The sequence below is a fragment of the Paraburkholderia yinzeri genome, from assembly GCF_046581065.1.
In the GTDB taxonomy this organism is placed as follows: domain Bacteria; phylum Pseudomonadota; class Gammaproteobacteria; order Burkholderiales; family Burkholderiaceae; genus Paraburkholderia.
Window position 1 is genome coordinate 2,479,280 of sequence record NZ_JBFOCJ010000001.1, and the last position, 24,561, is coordinate 2,503,840.

The 24,561-nt window shown below is 67.1% G+C and carries 28 protein-coding genes; 20 read left to right on the plus strand and 8 right to left on the minus strand.

The features are described 5' to 3' along the window. The first annotated feature begins 19 nt into the window (after nucleotides 1–19). The 6 genes from pncA (at nucleotide 20) to WJ542_RS11830 (ending at nucleotide 4,917) form a co-directional block, all read left to right on the plus strand. Nucleotides 20–655, plus strand: coding sequence for a bifunctional nicotinamidase/pyrazinamidase (pncA, locus tag WJ542_RS11805; RefSeq protein ID WP_411189466.1), 636 nt, complete (start codon nucleotides 20–22; stop codon nucleotides 653–655). Between the two features lie 79 nt (nucleotides 656–734). Beyond that, on the plus strand, nucleotides 735–1,913 hold the full coding sequence (locus WJ542_RS11810; RefSeq protein ID WP_411189467.1) for an acetyl-CoA C-acyltransferase: 1,179 nt from the start codon (nucleotides 735–737) through the stop codon (nucleotides 1,911–1,913). Nucleotides 1,914–2,062: 149 nt separating this feature from the next. After that, nucleotides 2,063–2,365 carry a Dabb family protein gene (locus tag WJ542_RS11815; RefSeq protein ID WP_411190535.1) on the plus strand — a complete coding sequence of 101 codons (303 nt, stop codon included), beginning with the start codon at nucleotides 2,063–2,065 and terminating at the stop codon, nucleotides 2,363–2,365. Between the two features lie 20 nt (nucleotides 2,366–2,385). Further along, nucleotides 2,386–2,883, plus strand: coding sequence for a PaaI family thioesterase (locus WJ542_RS11820; protein ID WP_411189468.1), 498 nt, complete (start codon nucleotides 2,386–2,388; stop codon nucleotides 2,881–2,883). A 66-nt stretch (nucleotides 2,884–2,949) separates the two neighbouring features. Beyond that, the gene (locus WJ542_RS11825; protein ID WP_411189469.1) at nucleotides 2,950–3,948 is read left to right on the plus strand and encodes an NADP-dependent oxidoreductase; all 999 of its coding nucleotides are present in this window, start codon (nucleotides 2,950–2,952) and stop codon (nucleotides 3,946–3,948) included. 90 nt (nucleotides 3,949–4,038) lie between these two features. Next, nucleotides 4,039–4,917: an SDR family oxidoreductase gene (locus WJ542_RS11830; protein ID WP_411189470.1), complete on the plus strand. Its 879-nt coding sequence runs from the start codon at nucleotides 4,039–4,041 to the stop codon at nucleotides 4,915–4,917. Between the two features lie 79 nt (nucleotides 4,918–4,996). On the opposite strand, the gene WJ542_RS11835 is transcribed toward WJ542_RS11830, so the two are convergent. After that, complete coding sequence (locus WJ542_RS11835; protein ID WP_411189471.1) at nucleotides 4,997–5,830, minus strand: NRDE family protein; 834 nt, start codon at nucleotides 5,828–5,830, stop codon at nucleotides 4,997–4,999. A 90-nt stretch (nucleotides 5,831–5,920) separates the two neighbouring features. After that, nucleotides 5,921–6,952 (minus strand): CAF17-like 4Fe-4S cluster assembly/insertion protein YgfZ, encoded by a 1,032-nt coding sequence (gene ygfZ / locus WJ542_RS11840; RefSeq protein WP_411189472.1) that lies wholly within the window; start codon nucleotides 6,950–6,952, stop codon nucleotides 5,921–5,923. 78 nt (nucleotides 6,953–7,030) lie between these two features. On the opposite strand from ygfZ, the gene mltG reads away from it, so the two are divergent. From mltG to WJ542_RS11890, 10 genes are all read left to right on the plus strand, one after another. Continuing rightward, a complete protein-coding gene (gene mltG, locus WJ542_RS11845) occupies nucleotides 7,031–8,041 on the plus strand; it encodes an endolytic transglycosylase MltG (RefSeq protein ID WP_411189473.1) in 1,011 nt (336 codons plus the stop codon). Beyond that, on the plus strand, nucleotides 8,042–8,662 hold the full coding sequence (gene tmk, locus WJ542_RS11850) for a dTMP kinase (protein ID WP_411189474.1): 621 nt from the start codon (nucleotides 8,042–8,044) through the stop codon (nucleotides 8,660–8,662). Between the two features lie 28 nt (nucleotides 8,663–8,690). Next, complete coding sequence (locus WJ542_RS11855; RefSeq protein WP_411189475.1) at nucleotides 8,691–9,740, plus strand: DNA polymerase III subunit delta'; 1,050 nt, start codon at nucleotides 8,691–8,693, stop codon at nucleotides 9,738–9,740. A 104-nt stretch (nucleotides 9,741–9,844) separates the two neighbouring features. After that, the gene (locus tag WJ542_RS11860) at nucleotides 9,845–10,357 is read left to right on the plus strand and encodes a GNAT family N-acetyltransferase (protein ID WP_411189476.1); all 513 of its coding nucleotides are present in this window, start codon (nucleotides 9,845–9,847) and stop codon (nucleotides 10,355–10,357) included. An 18-nt stretch (nucleotides 10,358–10,375) separates the two neighbouring features. Continuing rightward, nucleotides 10,376–11,161 (plus strand): TatD family hydrolase, encoded by a 786-nt coding sequence (locus WJ542_RS11865; RefSeq protein WP_411189477.1) that lies wholly within the window; start codon nucleotides 10,376–10,378, stop codon nucleotides 11,159–11,161. A 67-nt stretch (nucleotides 11,162–11,228) separates the two neighbouring features. After that, nucleotides 11,229–11,972, plus strand: a complete 744-nt coding sequence (locus WJ542_RS11870) for an ankyrin repeat domain-containing protein (RefSeq protein WP_411189478.1) — start codon at nucleotides 11,229–11,231, stop codon at nucleotides 11,970–11,972. 88 nt (nucleotides 11,973–12,060) lie between these two features. Then, nucleotides 12,061–12,423 carry a Rap1a/Tai family immunity protein gene (locus tag WJ542_RS11875; RefSeq protein ID WP_411189479.1) on the plus strand — a complete coding sequence of 121 codons (363 nt, stop codon included), beginning with the start codon at nucleotides 12,061–12,063 and terminating at the stop codon, nucleotides 12,421–12,423. A 192-nt stretch (nucleotides 12,424–12,615) separates the two neighbouring features. Further along, the gene (gene otsA / locus WJ542_RS11880; RefSeq protein WP_411189480.1) at nucleotides 12,616–14,013 is read left to right on the plus strand and encodes an alpha,alpha-trehalose-phosphate synthase (UDP-forming); all 1,398 of its coding nucleotides are present in this window, start codon (nucleotides 12,616–12,618) and stop codon (nucleotides 14,011–14,013) included. A 126-nt stretch (nucleotides 14,014–14,139) separates the two neighbouring features. Beyond that, a complete protein-coding gene (locus WJ542_RS11885) occupies nucleotides 14,140–15,303 on the plus strand; it encodes an AAA family ATPase (RefSeq protein ID WP_411189481.1) in 1,164 nt (387 codons plus the stop codon). A gap of 207 nt (nucleotides 15,304–15,510) precedes the next feature. Further along, the gene (locus WJ542_RS11890) at nucleotides 15,511–16,578 is read left to right on the plus strand and encodes a glycosyltransferase family 4 protein (RefSeq protein WP_411189482.1); all 1,068 of its coding nucleotides are present in this window, start codon (nucleotides 15,511–15,513) and stop codon (nucleotides 16,576–16,578) included. 32 nt (nucleotides 16,579–16,610) lie between these two features. Here WJ542_RS11890 and WJ542_RS11895 read toward each other — a convergent pair whose 3' ends face one another. The 3 genes from WJ542_RS11895 to WJ542_RS11905 form a co-directional block, all read right to left on the minus strand. Continuing rightward, nucleotides 16,611–17,198 carry a BPSL1445 family SYLF domain-containing lipoprotein gene (locus tag WJ542_RS11895; protein WP_411189483.1) on the minus strand — a complete coding sequence of 196 codons (588 nt, stop codon included), beginning with the start codon at nucleotides 17,196–17,198 and terminating at the stop codon, nucleotides 16,611–16,613. Nucleotides 17,199–17,429: 231 nt separating this feature from the next. Continuing rightward, entirely contained in the window at nucleotides 17,430–17,885 is a 456-nt protein-coding gene (locus WJ542_RS11900) for a hypothetical protein (protein ID WP_411189484.1), read from the minus strand. A 253-nt stretch (nucleotides 17,886–18,138) separates the two neighbouring features. Next, a complete protein-coding gene (locus WJ542_RS11905) occupies nucleotides 18,139–18,453 on the minus strand; it encodes a PsiF family protein (RefSeq protein WP_411189485.1) in 315 nt (104 codons plus the stop codon). A 184-nt stretch (nucleotides 18,454–18,637) separates the two neighbouring features. On the opposite strand from WJ542_RS11905, the gene WJ542_RS11910 reads away from it, so the two are divergent. Beyond that, the gene (locus WJ542_RS11910) at nucleotides 18,638–18,934 is read left to right on the plus strand and encodes a YciI-like protein (protein WP_411189486.1); all 297 of its coding nucleotides are present in this window, start codon (nucleotides 18,638–18,640) and stop codon (nucleotides 18,932–18,934) included. A gap of 32 nt (nucleotides 18,935–18,966) precedes the next feature. Here WJ542_RS11910 and WJ542_RS11915 read toward each other — a convergent pair whose 3' ends face one another. Then, nucleotides 18,967–19,626: a phosphoribosyltransferase gene (locus WJ542_RS11915; RefSeq protein ID WP_411189487.1), complete on the minus strand. Its 660-nt coding sequence runs from the start codon at nucleotides 19,624–19,626 to the stop codon at nucleotides 18,967–18,969. A 194-nt stretch (nucleotides 19,627–19,820) separates the two neighbouring features. Here WJ542_RS11915 and WJ542_RS11920 point away from each other — a divergent pair, with 194 nt between their 5' ends. Beyond that, nucleotides 19,821–20,042 (plus strand): hypothetical protein, encoded by a 222-nt coding sequence (locus tag WJ542_RS11920; RefSeq protein ID WP_411189488.1) that lies wholly within the window; start codon nucleotides 19,821–19,823, stop codon nucleotides 20,040–20,042. A gap of 37 nt (nucleotides 20,043–20,079) precedes the next feature. Here WJ542_RS11920 and WJ542_RS11925 read toward each other — a convergent pair whose 3' ends face one another. Then, nucleotides 20,080–20,937: a LysR substrate-binding domain-containing protein gene (locus WJ542_RS11925; RefSeq protein ID WP_411189489.1), complete on the minus strand. Its 858-nt coding sequence runs from the start codon at nucleotides 20,935–20,937 to the stop codon at nucleotides 20,080–20,082. Between the two features lie 118 nt (nucleotides 20,938–21,055). Between WJ542_RS11925 and WJ542_RS11930 the strand changes: the two genes are divergently transcribed. Continuing rightward, complete coding sequence (locus WJ542_RS11930; protein WP_411189490.1) at nucleotides 21,056–22,216, plus strand: 2-aminoethylphosphonate--pyruvate transaminase; 1,161 nt, start codon at nucleotides 21,056–21,058, stop codon at nucleotides 22,214–22,216. 66 nt (nucleotides 22,217–22,282) lie between these two features. Further along, nucleotides 22,283–23,086 carry a phosphonoacetaldehyde hydrolase gene (gene phnX, locus WJ542_RS11935; RefSeq protein WP_411189491.1) on the plus strand — a complete coding sequence of 268 codons (804 nt, stop codon included), beginning with the start codon at nucleotides 22,283–22,285 and terminating at the stop codon, nucleotides 23,084–23,086. 124 nt (nucleotides 23,087–23,210) lie between these two features. On the opposite strand, the gene WJ542_RS11940 is transcribed toward phnX, so the two are convergent. Further along, entirely contained in the window at nucleotides 23,211–24,332 is a 1,122-nt protein-coding gene (locus tag WJ542_RS11940) for an asparaginase (protein ID WP_411189492.1), read from the minus strand. Between the last annotated feature and the right edge of the window lie 229 nt (nucleotides 24,333–24,561).

The following is a 24,561-nucleotide window of genomic DNA, read 5'->3' on the forward strand; positions in this document are numbered from 1 at the left end:
CGTTCACCGGACGGACATCATGAGAAGCGCGGACGACGTGCTGTTGCTGATCGACCTGCAATACGACTTCATGCCGGGCGGGGCGCTTGCCGTCGCGCACGGCGACGAAGTCGTGCCGGTCGTGAACCGGCTGGCGCAGGGTTTTGCCCACGTCGTGCTCACGCAGGACTGGCACCCGGCGCAGCACGTTTCGTTCGCCGCGAACCACGCAGGCTGTCAACCGTTCGAGACGATGGCATTGCCGTATGGCGAGCAGGTGCTGTGGCCCACGCATTGCGTGCAGGACAGCGAAGGCGCCGCGCTGCACCGCGGGCTCGAGGTGCCGCACGCTCGCGCGATCATCCGCAAAGGTCATCACGCGGACGTCGACAGTTACTCGGCCTTTCTCGAAGCCGACCGCAAGACGCCCACAGGCCTCGCGGGCTATCTGCGCGAAGCGGGTGCGAAGCGCGTGTACTGCTGCGGCCTCGCGACTGACTACTGCGTTGCGTGGTCCGCGCTCGATGCGCGTGCCGCCGGGTTCGAGGCGGTGCTGATCGAGGACGCCTCGCGTGCCATCGATCTGAACGGTTCGCTCGCCGCCGCCTGGGAACAACTGCTCGCCGCAGGCGTGGCGCGCGTGCAATCGGCAGAGGTGCTGAGTCGCGCCGCCTGAGCGTCTTTCATGAATGAACGGTCCGTCCCATCCCGAACATCCCGTCGCAGGATCAACTTATTTGTAGCAGGAGACACACATGACTGACGCCGTAATCGTATCGACCGCACGTACGGGCCTCGCCAAATCCTGGAAGGGCTCGTTCAACATGACCCACGGCGCGACCCTGGGCGGACACGTGACGAAGGCCGCCGTCGAGCGCGCCAACATCGACCCCTCGCGCGTCGAGGACGTGATCATGGGCTGCGCCAATCCCGAAGGCGCGACGGGCGGCAACATCGCGCGCCAGATCGCGTTGCGCGCGGGCCTGCCGGTTTCCGTGCCGGGCATGACGGTCAACCGCTTCTGTTCATCCGGACTGCAAACCATTGCGCTCGCCGCGCAACGCGTGATCGCGGGCGAGGGCGAGGTGTTCGTCGCGGGCGGCGTGGAGTCGATCTCGTGCGTGCAGAACGAGATGAACCGCCATCTGGCGTACGAGGGCTGGCTCAAGCAGAACAAGCCCGAGATTTACTGGAGCATGCTGCAGACGGCGGAAAACGTCGCGAAGCGCTATGAAATCTCGAAGGAGCGCCAGGACGAATACGGCGTGCAATCGCAGCAGCGCGCCGCCGCCGCGCAGGCCGCGGGCCTGTTCAACGCGGAAATCGTGCCGATGACGGTGCTCGCGGGCGTCGCCGACAAGGCGACCGGCCAACTGGTGACGAAGGAAGTGACGGTCGCCGCCGACGAAGGCATTCGTGGTGATACGACGCTCGAAGGCGTTGCGAAGATCCGCACGGCGCTGCCGGGCGGCGTCATCACCGCGGGCAACGCGAGCCAGTTCTCGGACGGCGCGAGCGCGTGCGTGGTGATGAACGCGAAGGTCGCGGAGCGCGAAGGCCTCGCGCCGCTCGGCATCTTCCGCGGCTTCGCCGTGGCAGGCTGCGAGCCCGACGAAATGGGTATCGGCCCGGTGTTCGCGGTGCCCAAACTCCTCAAGCAGGCGGGTCTCAAGGTCGAGGACATCGATCTGTGGGAGCTGAACGAGGCGTTCGCCGTGCAGGTGCTCTATTGCCGCGACAAGCTCGGCATTCCGGCCGATCGACTGAACGTGAACGGCGGCGCGATTGCGGTTGGCCATCCCTACGGCGTTTCGGGCGCACGCCTCACGGGCCATGCGCTCATCGAAGGCAAGCGGCGCGGCGCGAAGCTCGTCGTGGTGACGATGTGCATCGGCGGCGGGCAGGGCGCAGCGGGTCTGTTCGAAGTCGTCTGACGCCGGCGCCCGAGGGCCGAAGGCGGCTTTGCGGCAGGCATGGGCTTGCAGGGGCTTCCCTCGCGCGGCAGGTCGCGCGGGTATCATGACGTCTTCTGGCGCGTGCCTCGTGCCGCGCCTCTTCAACGCAGACTGAAAAGGTGAATACGTTGATTCGTCATATCGTCATGTGGCAGCTCAAGGCGTCGGCGGAAGGTGCAACGCGCGAGGAAAACCTCGTGAAGTTCAAGGCTCTTCTGGAAGGCTGTCGCAATCTCGTGCCCGGTACGCTGCATCTGGAAGTCGGCCTGGCGGAACCGGGCCTCGCGTCGACGTTCGACATCGCGCTCGTCTCCGACTTCGCCGACAAGGCCGCCCTCGACGCCTATCAGGACCACCCCGATCACGTCGTCGTGAAGCAGTTCGCGAAGGCCGTGACGGAAGGCCGCCAGTGCGTCGATTACGTGATCTGATTGAGCGCCGGTTGAGCACCATGAGTGACCAGGACAGGGCAGGCGGCAGCGCTGCACAGACTTCGCAGATGAACATCGAAAGCCCGTTCGTCGACCATCTCGGCGCGCAGCTCGTGAGCGCGCGCGACGGCGCGAGCGAAGTCGCGCTGTTGCTCGCCGAACGGCATCTGAACACGTGGGACATCGCGCACGGCGGCGTGACGATGACGCTGGCCGACATCGCGCTCGCCATGGCTGCGCGCAGCGTGGCCGGCGACGGCGTGGGCGTCGTCACCGTCGAAATGAAAGTCAACTTCATGCAGCCGGGCCGCGGCGAGTTGCGCGCCTATGGGCGCGTGCTCACGCGCACGACCACGATGGCCTATTGCGAAGGCGAAGTGCGCGATAGCGAAGGCCATTTCGTCGCGAAAGCGCTCGGCACCTTCAAATACATGCGCAGGCTTGCCGTGGGGCGCGACGTCGCGCGCCAGCGGCTGCGCAGCGATCCAACGGCGAAGCCGGGACCGAGCGACGGCTGAGCATTTCCGCGCGCCCTCCTTGCATCGTCATTTACCCACGCGGCCACGCGCCGCAGAGCGAACGCCATGACCCAAACGAATCGCCAGATCCTGCTCGCGTCACGCCCGGAAGGTGCCGCGAGCGTCGACAATTTCCGCCTCGTCGAGACGCCGCTTGTGCCGCTGCAGGAGGGGCAGGTGCGCGTGCGCAATCACTACCTTTCGCTCGATCCGTACATGCGCGGCCGCATGAACGAGAGCAAGTCCTATGCGGCGCCGCAGCCGCTCGATGAGGTGATGATCGGGGGGACGGTGGGCGAGGTGGTCGAATCGCGCAATCCGAAGTACAAGGCCGGCGACAAAGTGGTGGCGATGTTCGGCTGGCAGGAGTTCGGCACCTCGGACGGCACGGGCATGCAACCCGTCGATACGACCCACGTGCCGCTTTCCGCTTACCTCGGACCGGTAGGCATGCCGGGCGTTACCGCCTGGTACGGCCTGAACCGCATCATTGCGCCGAAGGCGGGCGAGACCGTCGTCGTGAGCGCCGCGAGCGGCGCGGTGGGCAGCGTGGTGGGCCAGCTCGCGAAGCGCGCGGGCTGCCGGTCGGTCGGCATCGCCGGTGGCGCGGACAAGTGCCGCTACGTCGTGGAGACGCTAGGCTTCGACGCCTGCGTCGACTACAAGGCCGGCAACTTGTACCAGGACCTCAAGGCCGCGACGCCCGATGGCGTGGACGGCTACTTCGAGAACGTCGGCGGCGAGGTGCTCGACGCCACGCTCGCGCGCATGAACGCGTTCGGGCGCATCGCGCTGTGCGGCATGATCGCGGGCTACGACGGCAATCCGCAGCCGCTCCGGTATCCGGGCCTCCTGCTCACGCAACGGCTGCTCGTGCAGGGCTTCATCGTGAGCGAGCACATGGACGTGTGGCCGCAGGCGCTGAAGGAGCTCGGCACGCTCGTCGCGCAGAAGCAACTGGCGTACCGCGAAACCGTGGCCGAGGGTCTCGGGAACGCGCCGTCCGCGTTCCTTGGCATGCTCAAGGGGCAGAACTTCGGCAAGCAGCTCGTCAAGCTGGTCTGATGCCTCGCGCCGGGCCGGCGCGGGAGCGCCGGCTTTCTCATTGATTCCAACGCAGCGATTTCACCGCAGCGAATCCAACCAGGGATAGCAATGGCTGATCCGTTCCAGTTCGACGGCCGTGTGGCCGTCATCACGGGCGCGGCGAGCGGCTTTGGCCGCGCGTTCGCCCACAAGGCTGCCGCGCTCGGCATGAAGCTCGTGCTCGCCGACGTCGATCAAAAGCTGCTCGACGAGACGGTGGCGGCGTTGCGTGCCGCCGGCGCCGAAGCGACTGGCGTGCGGACCGACGTACGCGACCCGGCCGCGGTCGACGCGCTCGCGAAGGCCGCCGTCGACACGTATGGCAAAGTGCATCTGCTCTTCAACAACGCGGGCGTGGGCACCGGCGGCTTCGTGTGGGAAAGCAGCGCGAAGGACTGGGAGTGGGTGTTCAGCGTGAACGTGATGGGGGTCGCGAACGGCGTGCGCGCCTTCACGCCCATCATGCTGGCCCAGGGCGAGCCCGCGCATATCGTCAACACGGCTTCCGTGGCAGGTTTGCTGTCGCCTTCGGCGATGGGCGTCTATAACGCGTCGAAGCACGCGGTCGTGTCGCTCACCGAAACGCTTTATCACGACCTCAAGAGCGTCGGCGCAACGGTCGGCTGCTCGGTGCTGTGCCCGGCGTTCGTGTCCACCGGCATCGCCAACGCGGAGCGTAGCCGGCCCGATGACCTGCGCAACGATGCGCCGCCCACGCGTTCGCAGCAAGCCGCCGACCTGCAACTGCAGCGCGCGGTGCGCTCGGGCCGCCTCACGCCGGAAGACGTCGCCACGCAAACCTTCGACGCGGTCCGCGAAAACCGCTTCTACATCCTCACGCATCCGCAGATTCTCCCTTCGGTGAAACTGCGTCATGAGGATATCGAAACATTGCGCAACCCCATCGATCCGCTTTCGTTGAAGCCGGAAGTGAAGCGGGCGGACTGAACGGCACGATGTTGCCGCCAACCATGGCGACTGGCGTTTCGCGCCGCGCGCGTGCGGCGGCCAGGGCCGCCGCGTCCGCTCAGCGCGTCTCGACGGCGAACCGCTCGCGGCGCTCGAAATTGCCGGGCCGCACGATGCGATGCGAGCCGTTGTCGTCGCTGCGCTCGACGACCTCGACCTCGATCCGCGCGCCGTCTGCGTCGACGCGCAGCGCCGTGGTGCCCCGCGTGCCGTAATCGGGCGTTTCGATGAAGGCCGCCGAAAGCGCGCGCTCGCGTTCGAGCGGGATGCCGGTGGCCGGCAATTCGTCGTCGCGGGCGATCCGCGGGTCGCGCATCATCGCCACGAGCCGGTCGAGCGGGGCAGGCGCTCCATTGCCGGCCAGCTCGGCGAGCTCCGCGCGCTTATGCACGAGCTTCGGCCAGGGCGTATCGAGCACGGCATTCGAAATGCCGTGCGTGCCCGACGGCAGGAGCGCGGGAGCAAGATCGCCGCGATTGCAGTACCAGGCCAGCTCGCGCCGCGTCCAGTCGCCCACCACCAGATTGAAGCCGTTATAGAGGCGGCCGTTGTGCGCCACCTCGGCCAGATAGCCGAGCGGTGTATCGGGCAAGCCGTCGCCGCCGGTGAGCCAGGCCGAAACGAGCGTGCCGCGCGTGGGCGCGTCGGGCCGCATTTCATGCGGCGCGCGGTAGTTCGTGAGCGCGGCGAAGCGGCCGCCGCGCGTCATGCCAAGCCATGTTCCGCCTCCCACGAGGTCGCGGCCCGCGAGCACGTGGGGTGTGCGGGGTGCATCGTCCCACCAGTGGAGCGGATCGGCCGTGCGGCGCAGGAACTCGTCGCGGTTCGCGGCGAGCGTGAAAATCGCGCCTGCCGTGGCCTCGGGGCGCCAGTCGAAGACGATCAGACACATGGCGCAGGCTCCCCGGCATGGGCCGCCGCGCCAGGTGCGACGAATGCGTTCGGGGCGCGGCGTGCGACGCGCGGGTGCGGGGCCAACGCGTCAGACCTCGGCGGGCAGTGCGTACGGCAGCGGCAGGAAGCGCAGGGCGGGGCCGTCGGCGGCGCCCAGATGCACGGTGCCCGATTCGAGCGCGGCAAGCTTGATCTCTGCGAGCAGATCGACACCGCCCCCGGGCGCGCTGGCCGCGTTGACGATCATGCCGCACGGCTGGCCGGGGTCGTCGGCGTGAAAGAGTTCGACACCCGCGCGCGCGGCATCGAGCCCCGCAGCGACGCTCGCTAGCGCGGTGCGGCGCTTGATCGTGCCGCGATACTGGCTGCGCGCCACGATCTCCTGGCCCGGATAGCAGCCTTTCTTGAAATTCACGCCGCCGAGCACGTCGTAGTTCACCATCTGCGGCACGAACTGCTCCGAAACCGCGTGGGTGATGCGCGGCTCGCCCGCGCGGATGTCGAGCCAGTCCCAGACGGCGGGCGGCACGCGCGTGAGCTTGCCCGCGAGCGCCGCGAGGCGCGCCTCGACGGCTTCCTTCGGGCCGACCCACAGATAGCGCAGGCGGCCGGCCGCATCGGGCAGACGGATCAACGTGCCGGCCGGATCGTCCACTTTCACGTGCACACCGTCGGGCAGGGCGTCGAACTCCGCCGCGAGCGCGCCGCGCACGTCGCCGGCGAGCCCCACCACGAGCAGCTTCTCGCTGTCGTCCACGAGCTTCGCCTTCGCGCGCAGCACGAACATCGAGAGCCGCTTCTGCACGCTCGCCTGCACGTCCTTCGCGATCAGGAGACGGATTGCCTCGCCGCTCTTCCAGACGAGAAATGAGGCGAGAAGGCGCCCCTTAGGCGAACAGTAGCCCGCGAGGCGCGCACCGGCGACGTCCAGATGCTGGATGTCGTTCGTGAGCTGGCTGTGCAGGAAGCTTGCGGCGTCGTCGCCGCTGGCGTCGATCACGCCGAACTGCGGCAGGATCGCGTATGCGCCGCCTTCGAGGACGGCCTCGAAATCATGCGCGGCGGGCGGCTCGGCGGCGGTGACGGGAAGCGTGGCGGCGGAATCGTGCGGGGAATTCATGGATTCGGGGAACAGTCAATCCTGACTTTAGCGAGGGCAAGCGGTTATTATAGGAGGCTCGTTCCGAGCCGTGTTTTCATGTCCCTCTTCAAGAAATGCCTTGTTGCCGGCGCCACGCTCGCCGTGCTTGGCGCGGCCGCCGCGGGCGGCATCTGGCACTGGGCCAATTCCCCTGTCCAGCTTGCCACCCCTCAGCTCGATGTGACCATCAAGCCGCACAGCTCGGTACGCAGCGTCACCGCGCAACTGCGCCGCGGCGGCGTGCCGGTCCAGACCGACCTGTTCGTGCTGATGACACGCGTGCTCGGTCTGCAAAGCACGCTCAAGTCCGGCAACTACGAATTCAAGCTCGGCATTACGCCCTACGAGGTGCTGCAAAAGATGGCGCTCGGCGACGTTAACGAGTACGTCGCGACGATCATCGAAGGCTGGACTTTCAAGCGCATGCGCGCGGAGCTCGACGCCAACCCGGCGCTGCACCACGACAGCGCCGGCATGAGCGACGCGCAACTGCTCGCCGCGATCGGCGCGCCGGCTGCGCCTATGGGCAATGCCGAAGGCCTGTTCTTCCCCGACACCTATTTGTTCGACAAGGACACGAGCGACCTCGACGTCTATCGCCGCGCCTACCGGCTGATGCAGACGCGGCTTGCCGAGGCCTGGTCCGCGCGCTCGCCGGGGCTGCCGCTCACGTCGCCCTACGAGGCGCTCACGCTCGCCTCGCTGATCGAGAAGGAAACGGGCAAGGCCGGCGACCGGGCGCTCGTGGCCGCGGTGTTCGCCAACCGGCTGCGCTCGGGCATGCCGCTGCAGACCGACCCCGCCGTGATCTACGGGCTCGGCGAAAGTTACCAGGGCCGCCTGCACAGGCAGGATCTGCAGACCGACACTCTTTACAATACGTATCTGCACCTTGGTTTGCCGCCGACACCCATTGCGCTGCCGGGTGCGGCGTCGCTGCAGGCGGCGCTGAATCCGGCATCGACGGCCGCGCTGTATTTCGTGGCGCGGGGCGATGGCAGCAGCGTTTTTTCGGACAATCTGGTCGACCATAACAAGGCTGTCGACAAATACATTCGGGGGCAGTAAATGGCGCGGGGCCGATTCATCACGTTCGAGGGCATCGACGGTGCGGGCAAGACCACGCATCTCGCCTGGTTTCGCGACCGGCTTGCGGACAAGCTGGCCGGCGCCGGGCGCCAGGTCGTGATGACGCGCGAGCCGGGCGGCACGCCGCTTGGCGAAACGCTGCGCGAAATCCTGCTGCACCAGCCGATGGACCTCGAAACCGAGGCGCTGCTGATGTTTGGGGCGCGCCGCGAGCATCTGGCCCAGGTGATCGAGCCGGCGCTCGCGCGCGGCGATTGGGTGCTCTCCGACCGTTTTACCGACGCGACCTTCGCCTACCAGGGCGGCGGACGCGGGTTGCCGCGCGACAAGCTGGAGACGCTGGAGCGCTGGGTGCAGGGCGGTTTCCAGCCCGACCTGACGGTGCTGTTCGATGTTCTGCCGGCCACGGCGAGCGAACGCCGCGGCGCGGCGCGCGAGCCGGATCGCTTCGAGAGCGAGACCGACACGTTTTTCGTGCGCACGCGCGCCGAATACCTGCGCCGGGCGGAGGAAGCGCCGTACCGCTTCGTGATCGTCGATTCGACGCAGAGTATCGAAACGATCCGCGCCCAGCTCGGGCATGTGATCGCGGCGCTTTGATATTCTCGGCTAACTGGTTGATTCCAAAATGATCTATCCGTGGCAGACCGGCGACTGGGAGCGCCTCCAGCAACTGCGCAGCCACTGGCCGCACGCACTGCTGCTGCACGGCCAGGCCGGGATCGGCAAGCTGCACTTCGCCCAGCATCTGGCCAAAGGGCTCCTGTGCGAGTCGCCGCAGCCCAATGGCGAGCCCTGCGGTTCGTGCCCGGCCTGCAACTGGTTCGTCCAGGGCAATCACCCGGACTACCGCGTCATCGTGCCCGAAGCGCTGGCAGCCGAGGTAGGCCCGGTGGGCGCGGACGACGGCGACAAAGCGGCCGACAAGAGTGAGAAGGGCGAAGGGGAAGAGAGCAAGAAGACCCGCACGCCCAGCAAGGAAATCCGCATCGAGCAGGTGCGCGCGCTGCTGGACTTCACGGCAGTGGGGTCGCATCGCGGCGGCTTGCGCGTCGTCGTGCTGTACCCGGCCGAGGCGCTGAACGTGGCCGCCGCCAATGCTCTCCTGAAGACGCTGGAGGAACCGCCCTCGGGCGTCGTGTTTCTGCTCGTTTCGGCGCGAGTCGATCGCCTGCTGCCCACCATCATCAGCCGCTGCCGTCAGTGGCCGCTCTCCACGCCTGCACCCGAGACCGCCGAAGCGTGGCTCGCGGCGCAGGGCGTGGCCGACGCAAAGGCCCTGCTGGCCGAGGCGGGCGGCGCGCCGCTCGCGGCGCTCGCGCTCACCCGCGACGAGAACCGCACGCTGCGCGACTGGACCCTCGCGCAACTCTCGGCGGGGCCGGCCTGCGACGCCTTCGCCTGCGGCGAGACGCTGCAAAAGCTGCCCGTGCCGCTCGTGCTGGGCTGGCTCCAGCGCTGGGCGTACGACCTGCTCGCCGAGCGCACCGCCGGCCGGCCGCGCTATTTCCCGCAGGCCGCCGCGGCGCTCGCGCGCTGTGCCGCGAAGCTCGACGCACCGGCGCTCGCACACTACCTGAAAACCGTCACGCGTCAGCGCGCGGTCGAGAACCATCCGCTGAACGCGCGTCTCGTATTCGAAGAACTGTTTCTCGGCTATCGTGAATTGTTCGACTGATGCTCGACCGATCATTCGCGCAAAGCGCCAATCTGACTGATCCACCGACCCGGCCCGCCGCGCCGAACGCCAGGCAACGCGAGCCCCAGCCGAAATAAAGCACCATGAGTCTTGTCTACCGGGATGCCACCCTCGACGATCTGCCCGCCATCGTCGCCATCTACAACTCGACCGTGCCCTCGCGGCAGGTCACGGCCGATCTGGAGCCGGTCAACGTGGAAAGCCGCCTGCCGTGGTTCCACGCGCACGGGCCCACCACGCGGCCATTGTGGGTGGTCGAAGAGGGTGGCCGCGTGATCGCGTGGCTCAGCTTCTCCGACTTCTACGGACGCCCGGCCTACCGCCACACGTCCGAGGTCAGCATCTATCTCGACGAAGCCGCGCGCGGCAAGGGCCTCGGGCGCAAGCTCCTGACCGCCGCCCTCGAAGCTGCGCCGGGTCTCGATATCCACACGGTGCTGGGCTTCGTGTTCGGCCACAACGAGCCGAGCATGCGGCTCTTCCAGGGCTTCGGTTTCGGGGCGTGGGGCACGCTCCCGCGTGTCGCCGTGCTCGACGGCATCGAGCGCGATCTGATCATCCTCGGCAAGCGGCTCGACACCGCGCCCGCCGCCTGAACCCGCGCAGGACCGCCCATGTTCGTCGATTCGCATTGCCACATCAATTTCGAGGGTCTGGCCGACCGTCTGCCGCAGGTTCTGGAGAACATGCGCTCGAACGCCGTGACGCACGCGTTGTGCGTTTCGGTCGATCTGGAGACGCTGCCCTCGGTGCTCGACATCGCCAGCCGCTTCGAGAACGTCTACGCCTCGGTGGGGGTGCATCCAGATCACGAGGATGTGCGGGAGCCGACCGTCGCCGAACTCGTGGAACTGGCCGCGCATCCGAAGGTGGTCGCGATCGGCGAAACGGGGCTCGATTACTACCGCCTCGGCGAGCGCACGATCGCCGACATGGAGTGGCAGCGCGAGCGCTTCCGCACCCATATCCGCGCGGCGCACGCGACGAACAAGCCCTTGATTATCCATACGCGCGCCGCTTCCGAGGACACGCTGCGCCTGATGGAAGAGGAGCGCGCGGGCGTGCCGGGCGGCGTCATGCACTGCTTCACGGAGCCGTGGTCCGTCGCCGAGCCGGCGCTCGCGCAGAACTTCCATATCTCGCTCTCGGGCATCGTCACGTTCAAGAGCGCCACCGACGTGCAGGACGTGGCGCGGCGCGTGCCGATCGACCGGTTGCTGATCGAAACGGACTCGCCGTACCTCGCGCCGGTGCCTTTTCGCGGCAAGCCCAATGAACCTGCGTACGTGAGCCATGTCGGAAGATTCATTGCGCAGCAGCGGGGGATCTCCGATGCCGAACTGGGCGCGGCCACCACGCAGAACTTCTTCCGGCTCTTCAAGATCCCGGCAGCGGTTTGAGTGCGTGACCGTGAGCTGTCAATGCCGTTTATTATCAACAAGATATCGAAAAATATTAAGGTCTCACATGAACTTTAATCCGCTTTCGCCCGCCGTCTTTCCCGTCCGTGCCGCGTCCGTGCGCCGCGTGGCCGCCGCGCTCGCCTTCGGTATGAGTGCCGCGCTGCTGGCCGCCGCGCCCGCGCACGCCGCGCCGATCGACTCGCTCGTGAAGGCCGTCAAGTTCGACGACGACAAGGCCGTTTCGGAGGATCTCGCCAAGGGCATGGACCCGAACGCAACGGACGACCACGGCATGCCGCTCCTGGTGCTGGCCGCGCGCGAGAAGTCCGACAAGGTGGTGGCCGTGCTGCTCGACAATCCGCAAACGAAGATCGAGATCGAAGACGGCGCCGGCGAGAACGCGCTGATGATGGCCTCGCTCAACGGCGACACCGACCTCGTGAAGCTCCTCATCACGAAGGGCGCGGAAGTCAACAAGAAGGGCTGGACCGCGCTGCATTACGCGGCGGCCAATGGCCACGACGACATCGCGAAGCTGCTGCTCGGCTATTCGGCCTATGTGGACGCGCCGTCGCCCAATGGCACCACGCCCCTCATGATGGCCGCGCGCGGCGACCATATCTCGACGCTCAAGCTGCTGCTCGACAACGGCGCGGACCTCAACGCGAAGAACCAGATCGGCATGAATGCGCTCGACTTCGCCAAGCAGTACAAGTCGCCGGACGCGATCAAGGGCCTCTCCGCCCGCATGGCGCAGCAAGGCGCTCAGCCCACTGACACGGCGGCGCCGCAAAACGGTGCAAAATAACGGGATTGCCGCAGGACCGGACCGACCGGCGGCCAGGCGGCGCTCCCAGGCGGGCGCCGCACCCCACAGTTACGAATCAAGGAGAACCATGCTGCGGGCTCTGATTTGCGCCGGTGCGCTCGCTCTGCCGGTGTCGGCATTCGCCTTCACGGCCAGCGATCTGAACCGGCTCTGCACCAAGACCGATGTAGCCTCGCGTAGCGCGTGCGCGGCCTATATCGAAGGCGCCGCCGACGGGATCTTCAACACGATCGATGCGATCGGCGGCACGACCGGGCCGCGCGTGGGCCAGTACTTCTGCCTGCCGCCGGACGCACGCTCGGCGCAACTGACCGACGCGGTGCGCAAGTACATCGCCGACAACCCGAACGTGGCGGGCTACAACGCCAGCACGGCCATTTCGCTCGGCCTTGGCAAGGCATTCCCTTGCGCGCCGGGCAGCGGAGGTTGAGCGCAGGCTGATCCGCCGGCCGCCGGGCCGGTTTTCCACGTCGGCGGGGCGGCGCGGGTCAGGCCGATCCGCACGCGGCACGCTTCGTGCTGGCCGGTGAGCACGATAGCCGGGCCGGCCTCGGCGGCCTGTGGCTCCAGGAGCACCCACCCGGCGCCCGGAGTCGAGGCAAGACGTGCGGAGGAAGCCGGAATGGGTAGATTGATCGTCGTGTCGAATCGCGTGGCAACGCCAACGGAGACCAAGGGCTCCGCAGGCGGGCTGGCCGTGGGCGTGTTCGGCGCGCTCAAGGACGCGGGCGGCGTCTGGTTCGGCTGGAGCGGCGACGTCGTCAGCGAAAGCGTGGCGAACGCGGGGCCGGTCCTTGTCGACGAAGAGCCCGTCACGTTCGCGACCGTCGGTCTCACGCGCAAGGACTACGATCAGTACTACCGCGGCTTTTCGAACGCCACGCTCTGGCCCGTCTTTCACTACCGCAACGACCTCGCGCGCTACGAGCGCGACGAGTACGCGGGATATCGCCGCGTGAACGCGTGGCTTGCCCACAAGCTCATCAAACTGGTCGACCCCGACGACAACATCTGGGTGCACGACTACCATCTGATTCCGTTTGCCGAAGCCCTGCGTTCCGAGGGCGTCACGAACCGGACCGGTTTTTTTCTGCATATTCCGTTTCCCTCGCCGCAGGTGCTGCAGACGATTCCGCCGCACGATGAACTCGTGAGATCGCTGTGCTGCTACGACCTGCTGGGCTTTCAGACGCGCAATGACCAGCAGGCGTTTCACGACTACATCGTGCGCGAGGCGCGCGGCAAGGTGAGCGAGCAGGGCGACAAGGCCCAGGTGGAAGCGTACGGCCGCAGGTTGCGCACGGGCGTCTATCGCATCGGCGTGTTCCCGGACGAGATCGCCGAACAGGCGGCCCGCTACGAGAGCCGCCAGCATGTGCTCGACCTCAAGCAGAGCCTGGAAGGGCGCAAGCTCATCATGAGCGTGGACCGGCTCGATTATTCGAAAGGGCTCGTCGAGCGTTTCCACGCGTTCGAGCAACTGCTGGAAGACGCCCCGGAGTGGCGCGGCAAGGTCACGCTCGTGCAGATCGCGCCGCCCACGCGCTCGGACGTCGCCAGCTACCGGCTGATCCGCGAGGAACTCGAACGCGAGGCCGGGCGCATCAACGGCCGCTACTCGGGGCTCGACTACACGCCGATCCGCTATCTGAGCCAGCAGTACGACCGCTGGAAGCTGATGTCGCTGTTTCGCGAGTCGCAGGTGGGCTATGTCACGCCGCTGCACGACGGCATGAATCTCGTGGCGAAGGAGTATGTCGCGGCGCAGAACCCCGCCGACCCCGGCGTGCTCGTGCTTTCGGTCTTCGCGGGCGCCGCCGCCGAACTCTCGGGCGCGCTGCTCGTCAATCCGCACGATGCGACCGGCATGGCGGAGGCGCTGCAGCGGGCGTTGTCGATGCCGCTTGCGGAGCGCCAGTCGCGCTACGAGACCAACATGGCGGCGCTGCGGCGCAACGATCTCGGCGTCTGGCGCGACACCTTCCTGAGCGATCTGGCCAACGTGCCCCGGCTGCGCTGATCGTCCCGGTGACGTCCGGTCTCGACCGCGCACGAGGCTTGGCTGGACGTTGCGCGAGGCGCAGCCTCGGGCCGGCGTCGCGCGCGATTGCGTATGATCCCGCGATCGCTTCCGCCACACTGTCTCATGCTGACCACGCTCGCCATTGCCAACTACCGCTCGCTGCGCGAACTGATCGTGCCGCTCGGGCCGCTCAACGTCGTTACCGGACCGAACGGCAGCGGCAAGTCGAATCTCTACCGTGCATTGCGTCTGCTCGCGCTCACTGCGCGAGGCGGCGTGATTCCCTCGCTCGCGCGCGAGGGCGGACTGCAATCGACGCTCTGGGCCGGCCCCGAGCGCTTCTCCCGCGCAGTGCTTGAGGGCGCCGTCCCGGTTCAGGGCACCGTGCGCAAGGACGTCGTGAGTTTGCGTCTCGGCTTCGCGGGCGACGCGTTCGGCTATGTGATCGATCTCGGGTTGCCGACGGCGTCGACGTCGCAGTTCGCGCTCGACCCGGTCATCAAGCGCGAATGCATCTGGAGCGGGCCGCTGCTGCGCCCTTCGGCGTTGCTGGTCGACCGCCAGGGTCCGGCGATCCGCATCCGCGACGAAGCGGGGGACTGGACCACGCTGGCGCAGCCCGTCGCGAGCTTCGACAGCATGATGTCGGAGTTTGCAGACCCGCGCAGCGCGCCGGAGATGATCGCGGTGCGCGAGCAGATTCGCTCGTGGCGCTTTTACGATCACTTCCGTACCGATGAGCTGGCCCCCGCGCGACAGGTACAGATCGGCACGCATTCGCCGGTGCTTTCCGACGACGGCGCGAATCTCGCCGCGGCGTTGCAGACGATACGCGAGATCGGCGACAGCGAAGCGCTCGACACGGCCGTCGCTGACGCCTTTCCCGGTGCGCGGGTCGAGATCGTCAACCACGAAGGCCGCTTCGAACTGGCGCTGCGCCAGCAAGGGCTGCTGCGGCCGTTGCGCGCGGCCGAGCTTTCGGACGGCACCTTGCGCTACCTGCTGCTCGCGGCGGCCTTGCTGAGTCCCAGGCCGCCGGCACTCCTCGTGCTCGACGAACCGGAAACGAGCCTCCATCCCGACCTGCTGGCTTCGCTGGCGCGCCTCATCGCGCGGGCGTCACGGCATTCGCAGGTGCTTGTGGTGTCGCATGCGGCGCGCCTCGTCGCGGCGCTGGAGCGCGAGGAGGGCAGCCGGTCGATCGTGCTGGAACGCAAGCTCGGTGCGACCGCGCTGGCCGACGCCGAGGCGCTCGACCTGCCGCCCTGGAAATGGCCGTCGCGCTGAAGGCGGGCGCACGGGAAAGAATTCGGGCGCGGGTACGCGGCTTGCACGGCAACGGGGCTTTATGCGGAAGGCGTCCCCGGGGCGGCGGCCGGCCTGTCGCCCGCTGCCGTGCCGGTTCGCGTTCGCCTTGCCTTACAATGCGTCATGAGATCAGAAGCCGCGGCGCTGCCCGATCGCGCCCGCGCACCGGATTGACGGAGACTCCCGATGAGAATCGCCCAGATCGCCCCGCTCACCGAATCGGTTCCGCCCAAGCTCTACGGCGGCACGGAACGCGCCGTGTCGTACATCACCGAAGCGCTCGTGGACCTTGGCCATGAAGTCACGCTGTTCGCGAGCGGCGACTCGGTCACGCGTGCCAGGCTCGAGCCAGTCTGGCCGCGCGCGCTGCGCCTCGATCCCTCCATCCGCGACCGCATCGCGCCGCACATGCTGCTCATGGAAATGGTGCGCCGCCAGGCCGATCAATTCGACGTGCTGCACTTCCATATGGACTACTACTCGTTCTCGGTGTTCAAGCGCCAGGACACGCCGTTCGTGACGACCTTGCACGGCCGCCTCGATCTGCCCGAGCAGCAGCCCGTATTCGATACCTTCAACACGGCGCCGGTCATTTCGATCTCGAACGCGCAACGCCAGCCTTTGCCTCAGGCCAAGTGGCTCAGCACGGTCTATCACGGGCTGCCCGAGCACCTCTATGTGCCGCAGCCGGTCGAGCAGCGCTATCTGGCCTTCCTCGGCCGCATCTCGCCGGAAAAGCGCGTGGACACGGCGATCGGCATCGCGCGCCGCTGCGGGCTGCCCATTCGCATCGCGGCGAAGGTGGACGAGGCCGACCGCGAATACTTCGAGCGCACGATCAAACCACTGTTGGCACTGCCAGGCGTCGAGTTCATCGGCGAAATTTCCGACTCGCAAAAGGCCGAATTCCTTTCGGGTGCCCACGCGCTGCTGTTTCCGATCGACTGGCCGGAGCCGTTCGGCCTCGTGATGATCGAGGCAATGGCTTGCGGCACGCCCGTGATCGCGTTCAACCGCGGCGCGGTGCCGGAAGTCGTGGACGAGGGGGTGACGGGCTATATCGTGGAAGACGAAATCGGCGCGGTGGCCGCCGTGAACCGCCTCGCGCGCGTGCCGCGCGCCGGCGTGCGGCGCCGCTTCGAGGAGCGCTTCACGTCGCGCCGCATGGCGCAGCAGTACGTGGAGGCGTATCAGGCGGTGATCCGCGCGAGCCGGCGCTCGCGCTTCAAGGTGATCGATACGTCCGCGAGCTGAACGGCTCGCGGAATGCAGCGCACGTTTCTTCCTTAGAGGTCGAGACGCGAGATCTTCGTGCTGTTGAGCGACAGGTCGCCGATCAGGCCGCTGTCGGTCATCACGAACACTTCGACCGGTTTCACGGCGGTGGTCGTGTCGATGCTGCCGTTCGCGCCGACCTTCACGAGCGCGACCGAAGCGTCGCCGCCCACCGACCAGCCTTCCGAGGTGTGCAGCCGCTCCAGCGCATCCTGCGTCATGAAGAGATAGACGACCGACTTCGTCTGCATGCCGAGCGTGGCGCCCACCGACACCGACGTCGTGCTGTAGTAACCGGCCGTGCTGCCGCCTATGCGCAGCGCGCCGTCGCCGTGCTCGCCGCCGATGCCGATACCTGCCTGAGTGACCTTCGGGAACACCAGGATGCCGCGTGCCTTGCTGACCAGTTCACGTGAGCCCGGCACGGTCTGGAACAGGCGCGAGAGCGTACCGTCCACGCTCGCATCGATCGCCTGTTTGCGTGCATCGTTCGAGGCGGCGGTGGGAGGTTGATCGCCGGTGGTGCTGCAGCCTGCGAGCGTGACGCTGGCGAGCGCAATGGCGATCGAAGCCTTCAGAAGGAAGCCGTACTTTTGCATTTTCTTCTCCGTTTTGGTGGCCGGATACCGCACCGCTAATGGCCAGGAAGGCCGACTATGCGGGCTGAAGCGGTTATAGCACAGATATTTCTGGGGGCTGTTTGAGCGAGCCCATCCCGCAAGCATCCGGAATGGGCCGCGGTGCGGCGTCGAAGCGGCGCACGGCAAAGGGCTGCCATGCGCGATGGGTGATAACGACAGCGGACACCGCAACTATTTGCCGCAGTGGCGTCATTGCTCCGGTACGGCTTTCGCGGGCGGCTTCGCAGGCGGGCGCCGAAGCGCGCGGCGAACGCCGCCGATCAGCACGCCGAGGGCGAGCAGCGTGGCCGCCGGCACGATCCAGTAGCCGACGAACGCATGCCAGAGATAGCCGAAGAGCGTGCTGCGGCGCAGTGCGTATTCGTCTTGCGCTTCCTGCCAGCGCGCGGCGTTCCGCGCCAGGACTTCGGCCGGGCAGCCGGCGGCGCGGGCCGTGTCGGCGCTGCCCTGGCAGCGCTGCGGCAGGCCGGCGCTGCGTTCGGCGTCGGTGAACGTCCACGTGGCCAGCGCTCGCTGGAGATCCTCGCGGTTGTAGGCCATCTCTTCCTGAACCTCGCGCACGGCGACGATCATCACCGGCACCAGCCAGAATACGATCACCAGCAGCCAGCGGCGAAACCAGCGGTTCTTGTGTCTCCATGCCATCCGTGCCTCCGTTCGATGCCATTGGCATCAACGTCAACCGGCGGCCCGATGGCGTAGGCGTTATGTCGTTCGGGATGGGACCGCCGTTGGAGCCATCATAGGAGAAAAACGGCGTGTACGAAGGCGGCGCCTGGGCGGAGGGGAAAGTGCGAGGAGTCGGGTGGGCGGAGCGGGTTGAGCCGGTTGAGGCGCAGGCGCGCGAAAAAAACGCGCGGCTGTCGTAACCGCCGCGCGCCCGCAACCGGTGTGGCGGTCAGCTCTTCGTCGAGAGGCACTGCTTCATGAAGGCCTTGCGGTCGTCGCCTTTCTTGTCGCCGGCCTGCGTGTTGCACGCCTTCATCCGTTCCTGCTGCGACATTGTCGGCGCCGGTGCGCCGCTGGCCGAAAGACATTGCTTCATGAAGGCCTTGCGGTCGTCACCCTTCTTGTCGCCGGCCTGCGTATTACATGCCTTCATCTTCTGTTGCTGGCTGTTCGGCGCGGCTGCAGAAGCGGGGGTCTGGGCGAACGCCGGTGCGGCCAGCACGCCGCCCAGCACGATTGCAGCAATAACGGATTGCATTTTCATGGGTCACTCCCTTGGGATTTCGACGTTGTCGGTAGTCGTGCGAGCGGGCCTTGGCGGTCCATTTTCGCGGCGACCATTATGGCAAAGCCTTCTTAAAAACGGGGCAGCAATGTCCGCGGTTGACGGCATACCGCACAATGCGATTTACACCCCGTAGTTACGTGAACGCCTTAAGGAGGGCACGATGCATTGGCTCTTGATGTACGAACTCGCCGAAGACTATCTCGAACGCCGCGCCGAGCACCGCAACGCCCATCTCGCGCTTGCCTGGGCGGCAGCGCAACGGGGCGCACTGCTGCTCGCAGGCGCGGTGGCCGATCCGGTAGACAGCGCGCTCCTGCTATTCGAGGGCGAGACATCCGCCGCGGCCGAAGCTTTCGCGCGCGCCGATCCCTATGTCACGGCGGAACTGGTCCGAAGCTGGCGCGTGCGGCCCTGGCAGACCGTGGTGGGAGAGCGCGCGGCCAATCCTGTGCGCTGAGCCGAGGGGCACCGGCGAGCACCAGTGGGCCCTCAGGACAGATCCGGGCCGCGGGCCGCTTCGTCGAGCAGCTCGCGCACGGTATCGTCGCCAACCTGATCGAAGTCGAGGTAGAACTGCCCGACGCTGTAGAAGTGCTGGGGCGCGAGCACGCTGACGAGTTCGTCCACAGCGTTGCCCAGACGGTTGCGCGCCAGTGCGGGCGCAACGGGGACCGCGGCGACGATACGGGCCGGACCGAGTGTCGCGAGGGCCCGCGCGGCAGCCTGAAGCGACGCGCCCGTCGCCATCCCGTCGTCGATGACGAGCGCCACGCGTCCGGCTACGGCCACCGGCGGCCGCTCGCCGCGATAGCGCGCTTCGCGGCGCCCCAGTTCGATGCGCGCCGTGGCCAGCGCGCTTTGCAGTTGTGCCGCGCTCACGCCGGCTTCGCGCACGAGCGCTTCGTCCACGAACTGCGCGCCGTTCGACGAGAGCGCACCCATGGCGAGCTCCGCATGCCACGGCGTACCGAGCTTGCAGACGGGCAGGACATCGAGCGGCGCGCCCAGCGCGGCCGCGACCTCGAAGGCAACCGGCACGCCGCCGCGCGGCAGCGCGAGCACAACGACGTCGCGTCGTGAAGCGTACGGGGAAAGTTGCTGAGCGAGCAGGCGGCCCGCTTCGTGGCGATCGGTGAACGGACGCTCCATGACGGGCTCCGGGGCGAAACAACCCGACCAGTTTGCCACGCTGTGCCCGGTCTCGTAAGGGAAATGAAGAGGGATGCAGAACATTGCCGCCTTCGCCGCACGATTGTCATTTGCTAACGCGTATTCGTCGTTTGGTCGCGTGCCTCCCCGTCGTTACGATGGAAGGACCGCCCACCCACGACGAGGTCCCGACCATGTCCGAATCCGCTTGTTTCAAGCCGCGCGTCATCGAGTCGGCCGCCGCGGATTGCCCCGAGGGTTTGGGTCTGGCGGTGGAGTTATGGCTGTCGCGGCCCGTGGACGGCATTGCCGGCCGTGCCGTGCGCATTCATTTGCGCAGCGGCGCGCGCATGGAGCAGGCGGAGACGCTGCGCGACCTGCTCAACGCCATCGGCACGAATATCATCGTGAGCTGAGTCGTTACCCGAACCGGCGCACCCGAGCCGGCCGCGCTCAGTCTGGATCGATTGCGAAGAGGGCGTCGAGCAGGTTCGAAGACGGCTGATCGGCGAGCCTCGTGAGCGATTCGACCATGCGCACCTGGCAATCCACGAGCGGCACCATGCGGATGCGGCGCGACTCGCCGAACTCCGCATGCGCGATCACCCCCACGCCCACGCCCTGCGCGATGGCCGTCTGCAAGGCCTCGCGGCCGTCCACGTAGAGCACGGGCTGCACCTGCAGGCCTTTGCGCACGAGTTCGGCTTCGAGCAGTTGCTGCGTCACCGACTGCGCCTCGCGAAAGACCATCGGCTCGCGCACGAGCTCCTCGTAGCTCATGCGCCGTTTCTTCGCGGCGGGGCTGTCGGCGGGGACGACCGCGACGAGCGGTTCTTCGCGCAGCACGCGCGTTTGCAGGCGGCTATGCACCTGACGCGCCGCCGTGATCGCCGCGTCCACCTCGCTGGCGAGCACGCGGCGCAGGCATTCGGTCGCGTTCGCGATCGACAGCTTCACCACCACGCCGGGATAACGGCGCCGGAATACGCCGATGAGCTTGATCGCGAGGTCGGGGGCATCGGCGATCAGCGAAAGCTCGCCCGACTCCAGCGCGCCCGCGGCCTCCAGCAGCCGGCGGGCGTCGCGCTCGCAGCCCACCATCTGCCGCGTCACTGCGAAAAGGCGCCGCCCGAGGTCGGTCAGCTCGACGCCGCGCGGCGCGCGCTCGAAAAGCTTGACTCCGAAATCCTGCTCCAGCCTCCTCACGTGGTCCGAGATGGCCGGCTGCGTGAGCGAGAGCGCCTGCGCGGCGCGCGAGAAGCCGCCATGTTCGGCGACGGCGTGAAAAGCGCGTAACTGGGCGTACTGCATGGCGATCCGGTTCCGATAAGTTTAGCTTATGTAAGCATCGATTATATCGATTTTACCGATGTATGACGTTCCGGTACTGTGTCGGCATTCGATGCTGAACCCCGACCGGAGTCGCCGCATGACCACCCCCGCCGAACCTTACCTGCTGACCCCCGGGCCGCTCACCACGGCTGCTTCCACGAAGGAAGCCATGCTGCGCGACTGGGGCTCGTGGGACGGCGAGTTCCGGGCCATGACGGCCCGGTTGCGCAGCAGCCTGCTGGCGATCGCCGGCGGCCCCGAGGGCGCCTGGGACTGCGTGCCGCTGCAGGGCAGCGGCAGCTATTGCGTGGAGGCGATGCTCGGCAGCTTCGTGCCGCGCGACGGCCACGCGCTCGTGCTCGCAAATGGCGCCTACGGCAAGCGCATTGCGACGACGCTGCGCTATCTGGGCCGCCGCCACACCCTGCACGATACCGGCGACTATCTGCCGCCGCGCGCGGCCGACGTCGAACGCCTTCTCGTCGCCAACACCGACATCACGCATGTCGTGGTGGTCCACTGCGAGACCAGCTCCGGCATCCTGAACCCGATCGAGGAGATCGCCGCCGTGACGGCGCGCCAGGGCCGCCGTCTTTTGATCGACTCGATGAGCGCGTTCGGCGCGGTGCCGCTCGACGTGTGCAAGCTGCCGTGCGACGCGTTCGTTTCTTCCGCAAACAAGTGCATTGAAGGCGTGCCGGGCTTCGGCTTCGTGATCGCGAAGCAGGACGTGCTGCGCGAGGCAAAGGGCAACAGCCATTCGCTCTCGCTCGACATCCACGATCAATGGGATGTGATGAACCGCACGGGCCAGTGGCGCTTCACGCCGCCCACGCATACCGTCGCCGCGTTCGTCGAGGCGCTGCGCCTCCATGCCCTCGAAGGCGGCCAGCCCGGGCGTCTCGAGCGCTATGCGCGCAACCGCGACGTGCTGGTCGCGGGTATGTGCTCGCTCGGCTTCGAGCCGCTCCTGACCGAGGCGTGGCGTTCGCCCATCATCGTGACGTTTTTTTCGCCCGCCGATCCGGCGTTCCATTTCGAGCGTTTCTACGAGCTGATGAAGGCGCGGGGTTTCATCATCTATCCGGGCAAACTGACCGCCGTCGAGAGCTTCCGCATCGGCTGCATCGGCGCGCTGGACGACACGGTGATGCGGCGCGTCGTGACCGCATGCGGTTCGGCGCTGCGCACGCTCGGCGTGACGAGCGGCGCACCGGATCTCGCCGCGCTCGGCGCGCGCGAGGCGCTCGCGGCATGAACGGCCGCTGCGGCCGCCATATCACGCAAGAACTCTCTACGCAGGCATTTCGCAGGACTTAAGGCAATGAAACACGTTAAGGCAGTGATCTTCGACTGGGCCGGCACGGTGGTGGACTATGGTTCGCGCGCGCCGATGGGGGCATTCGTCGAAACCTTCGAGGCGTTCGGCGTGCCGATCACGATCGACGAGGCGCGCGGCCCGATGGGCATGGCCAAACGTCCGCACATCGCGGCGCTGATGGCGCTGCCGCGCGTCGCGCAAGCCTGGGAGGCGCGCCACGGCCATGCGCCGGGCGACGCGGACATCGACGTCGTGTACGACGTGTTCGTGCCGAAGAACGTCGCGGTTGCCGCGCAATACAGCGACGTGATCCCGGGCGTGCCCGCCGTGACCGCCGCGCTGCGCGCCGAAGGCGTGCGCATCGGCTCGACCACGGGCTACACGCGCGAGATCATCGACCAGATCGTGCCGGGTGCGGCCGCGCAGGGCTTTCAGCCCGACAGCATCGTCTGCACCGGCGATACGCCCGAAGGCCGTCCGTCGCCGTACATGATCTATCGCACGCTGCCGCAGCTCGGCGTGTGGCTCGCGCGCGATGCGATCAAGGTGGACGACACCGAGGTCGGCATCGAGGAGGGTATCAACGGCGGCACGTGGGCCGTGGGCGTGGCCGTAAGCGGCAACGCGTTCGGCATGACCGAGGAAGAGGTGCGCGCGCTCCCGCTCGACGAATTCGCGCGTCGCCGCGAGGCAGCCGTGGAGCGCCTGCGCGCCGCGGGCGCCCACTATGTGATCGACAGCGTGGCCGACCTGCTGCCCGTGGTGAGCGAGATCGAAAACCGGCTGGCACGCGGCGAGCGTCCCTGAGTGTAGTAAAAATCCCTGAGCGGTGGAGCAGTTCAGCGGAGCTCCTCGGGCGCGCCTTCGCGTTGATCGCGAGGCGCGCCTCTTTTTGCCTGTCTTCCGGCGCTAGCGATACCAGGCCCGCGGCTTACCAGGTAGCCGCGAATGCCTTCTGCACCTGCGCCGTCTGCGTGATGCCGTTCGCGATCAGGATCTGCGTGAGAATGCGCGCCTTCTGAGGATTGAGGTCGAGCGAGACGGCAAAGCCGCTGGTGTCGTCGTTGACCTCGACGTTGCGGTTCACGAAGCCCGAGCCCACACGCGACGCGCGCACCACCACGATTCCTTGCTTCGCGGCGCGCTGCAACGCATCGAGGGCCGTTTTCGAGGTGTTGCCGTCGCCGACGCCGGCGAGCACGATGCCCTTCGCCTTGTCCGCGATCGCACTGTCGATCTCCATTGCGTCCATGTTCGCGTGCGAGTACACGATCTCGACGCGCGGCAGCGCGTCGCCCGAGGGCAGCGCGTACTTGTGGCTGTCGGGCTGGTAGGCAGGCGCGACGAAGCGCACGCTCGCCGGATCGACATAACCGATCGGGCCGGTGTCGGGCGACACGAAGGTCTGCACGCTCGTCGTGTTGGTCTTCGTGGTCCAGCGCGCCGACTGGATCTGGTCGTTCAGCACCACGAGGACGCCGCGCCCGCGCGCGGACGGACTGGCCGCGACCTCGACGGCTTCGTACAGATTGCTCGGGCCGTCCGCGCTCGTTGCCGTGGACGGACGCATCGAGCCGACCAGCACGACGGGCTTGTCGGTATGCAGCACGTTGTCGAGGAAGAACGCGGTTTCTTCGAGGGTGTCGGTGCCGTGCGTGATCACGACGGCGTCGGCCTCGTTTTTGTCGAAGATCTCCTGGATGCGGCGCGCGAGCGTAAACCAGACCTTGTCGTTCATGTCCTGCGAACCGATCGAGGCGACCTGTTCGGTGGAAAGGTGGGCCAGCTTCTCGATGCCGGGCACGGCCTGCACGAGCTGCTGCGCGCCGACGGCACCGGCGTTATACGCATTCGCGGCACGTGTATCGGCCTGGCCGGCGATGGTGCCGCCCGTGGCGAGCACGGCGACGCGCGGCAGGTTGCCCTGGCCGCTGTCCTGCGCGTGCGCGGATGGCGCCTGGAAAGCCGCGGCGGCAATGATCAGCGCGGCGGCGACAAAGCCGTTCCAGGCGCGCCGGCTGGCCGGCGATTTTTGTCGAATGGCGTTCTGCATGTTTGATTTCCTCCGGCTTTGGAAAATCGGTTTATTGGAAACTGCCGATGCGAGAAATCATTATTGGCGAATTTTCGGAAAGTTTAATTGAGTGTGCGCAATTTATAAGGCGTCGAGCGTTTTTTTGCGAGCGAGAAAGCGTTGAGGATGCGTATTGGGAATTCGACGACGCCATTCAGGTGAGATTATTTCGAAAAGAGAAGCGGTAGGTCGATTTATTCAAGCATTC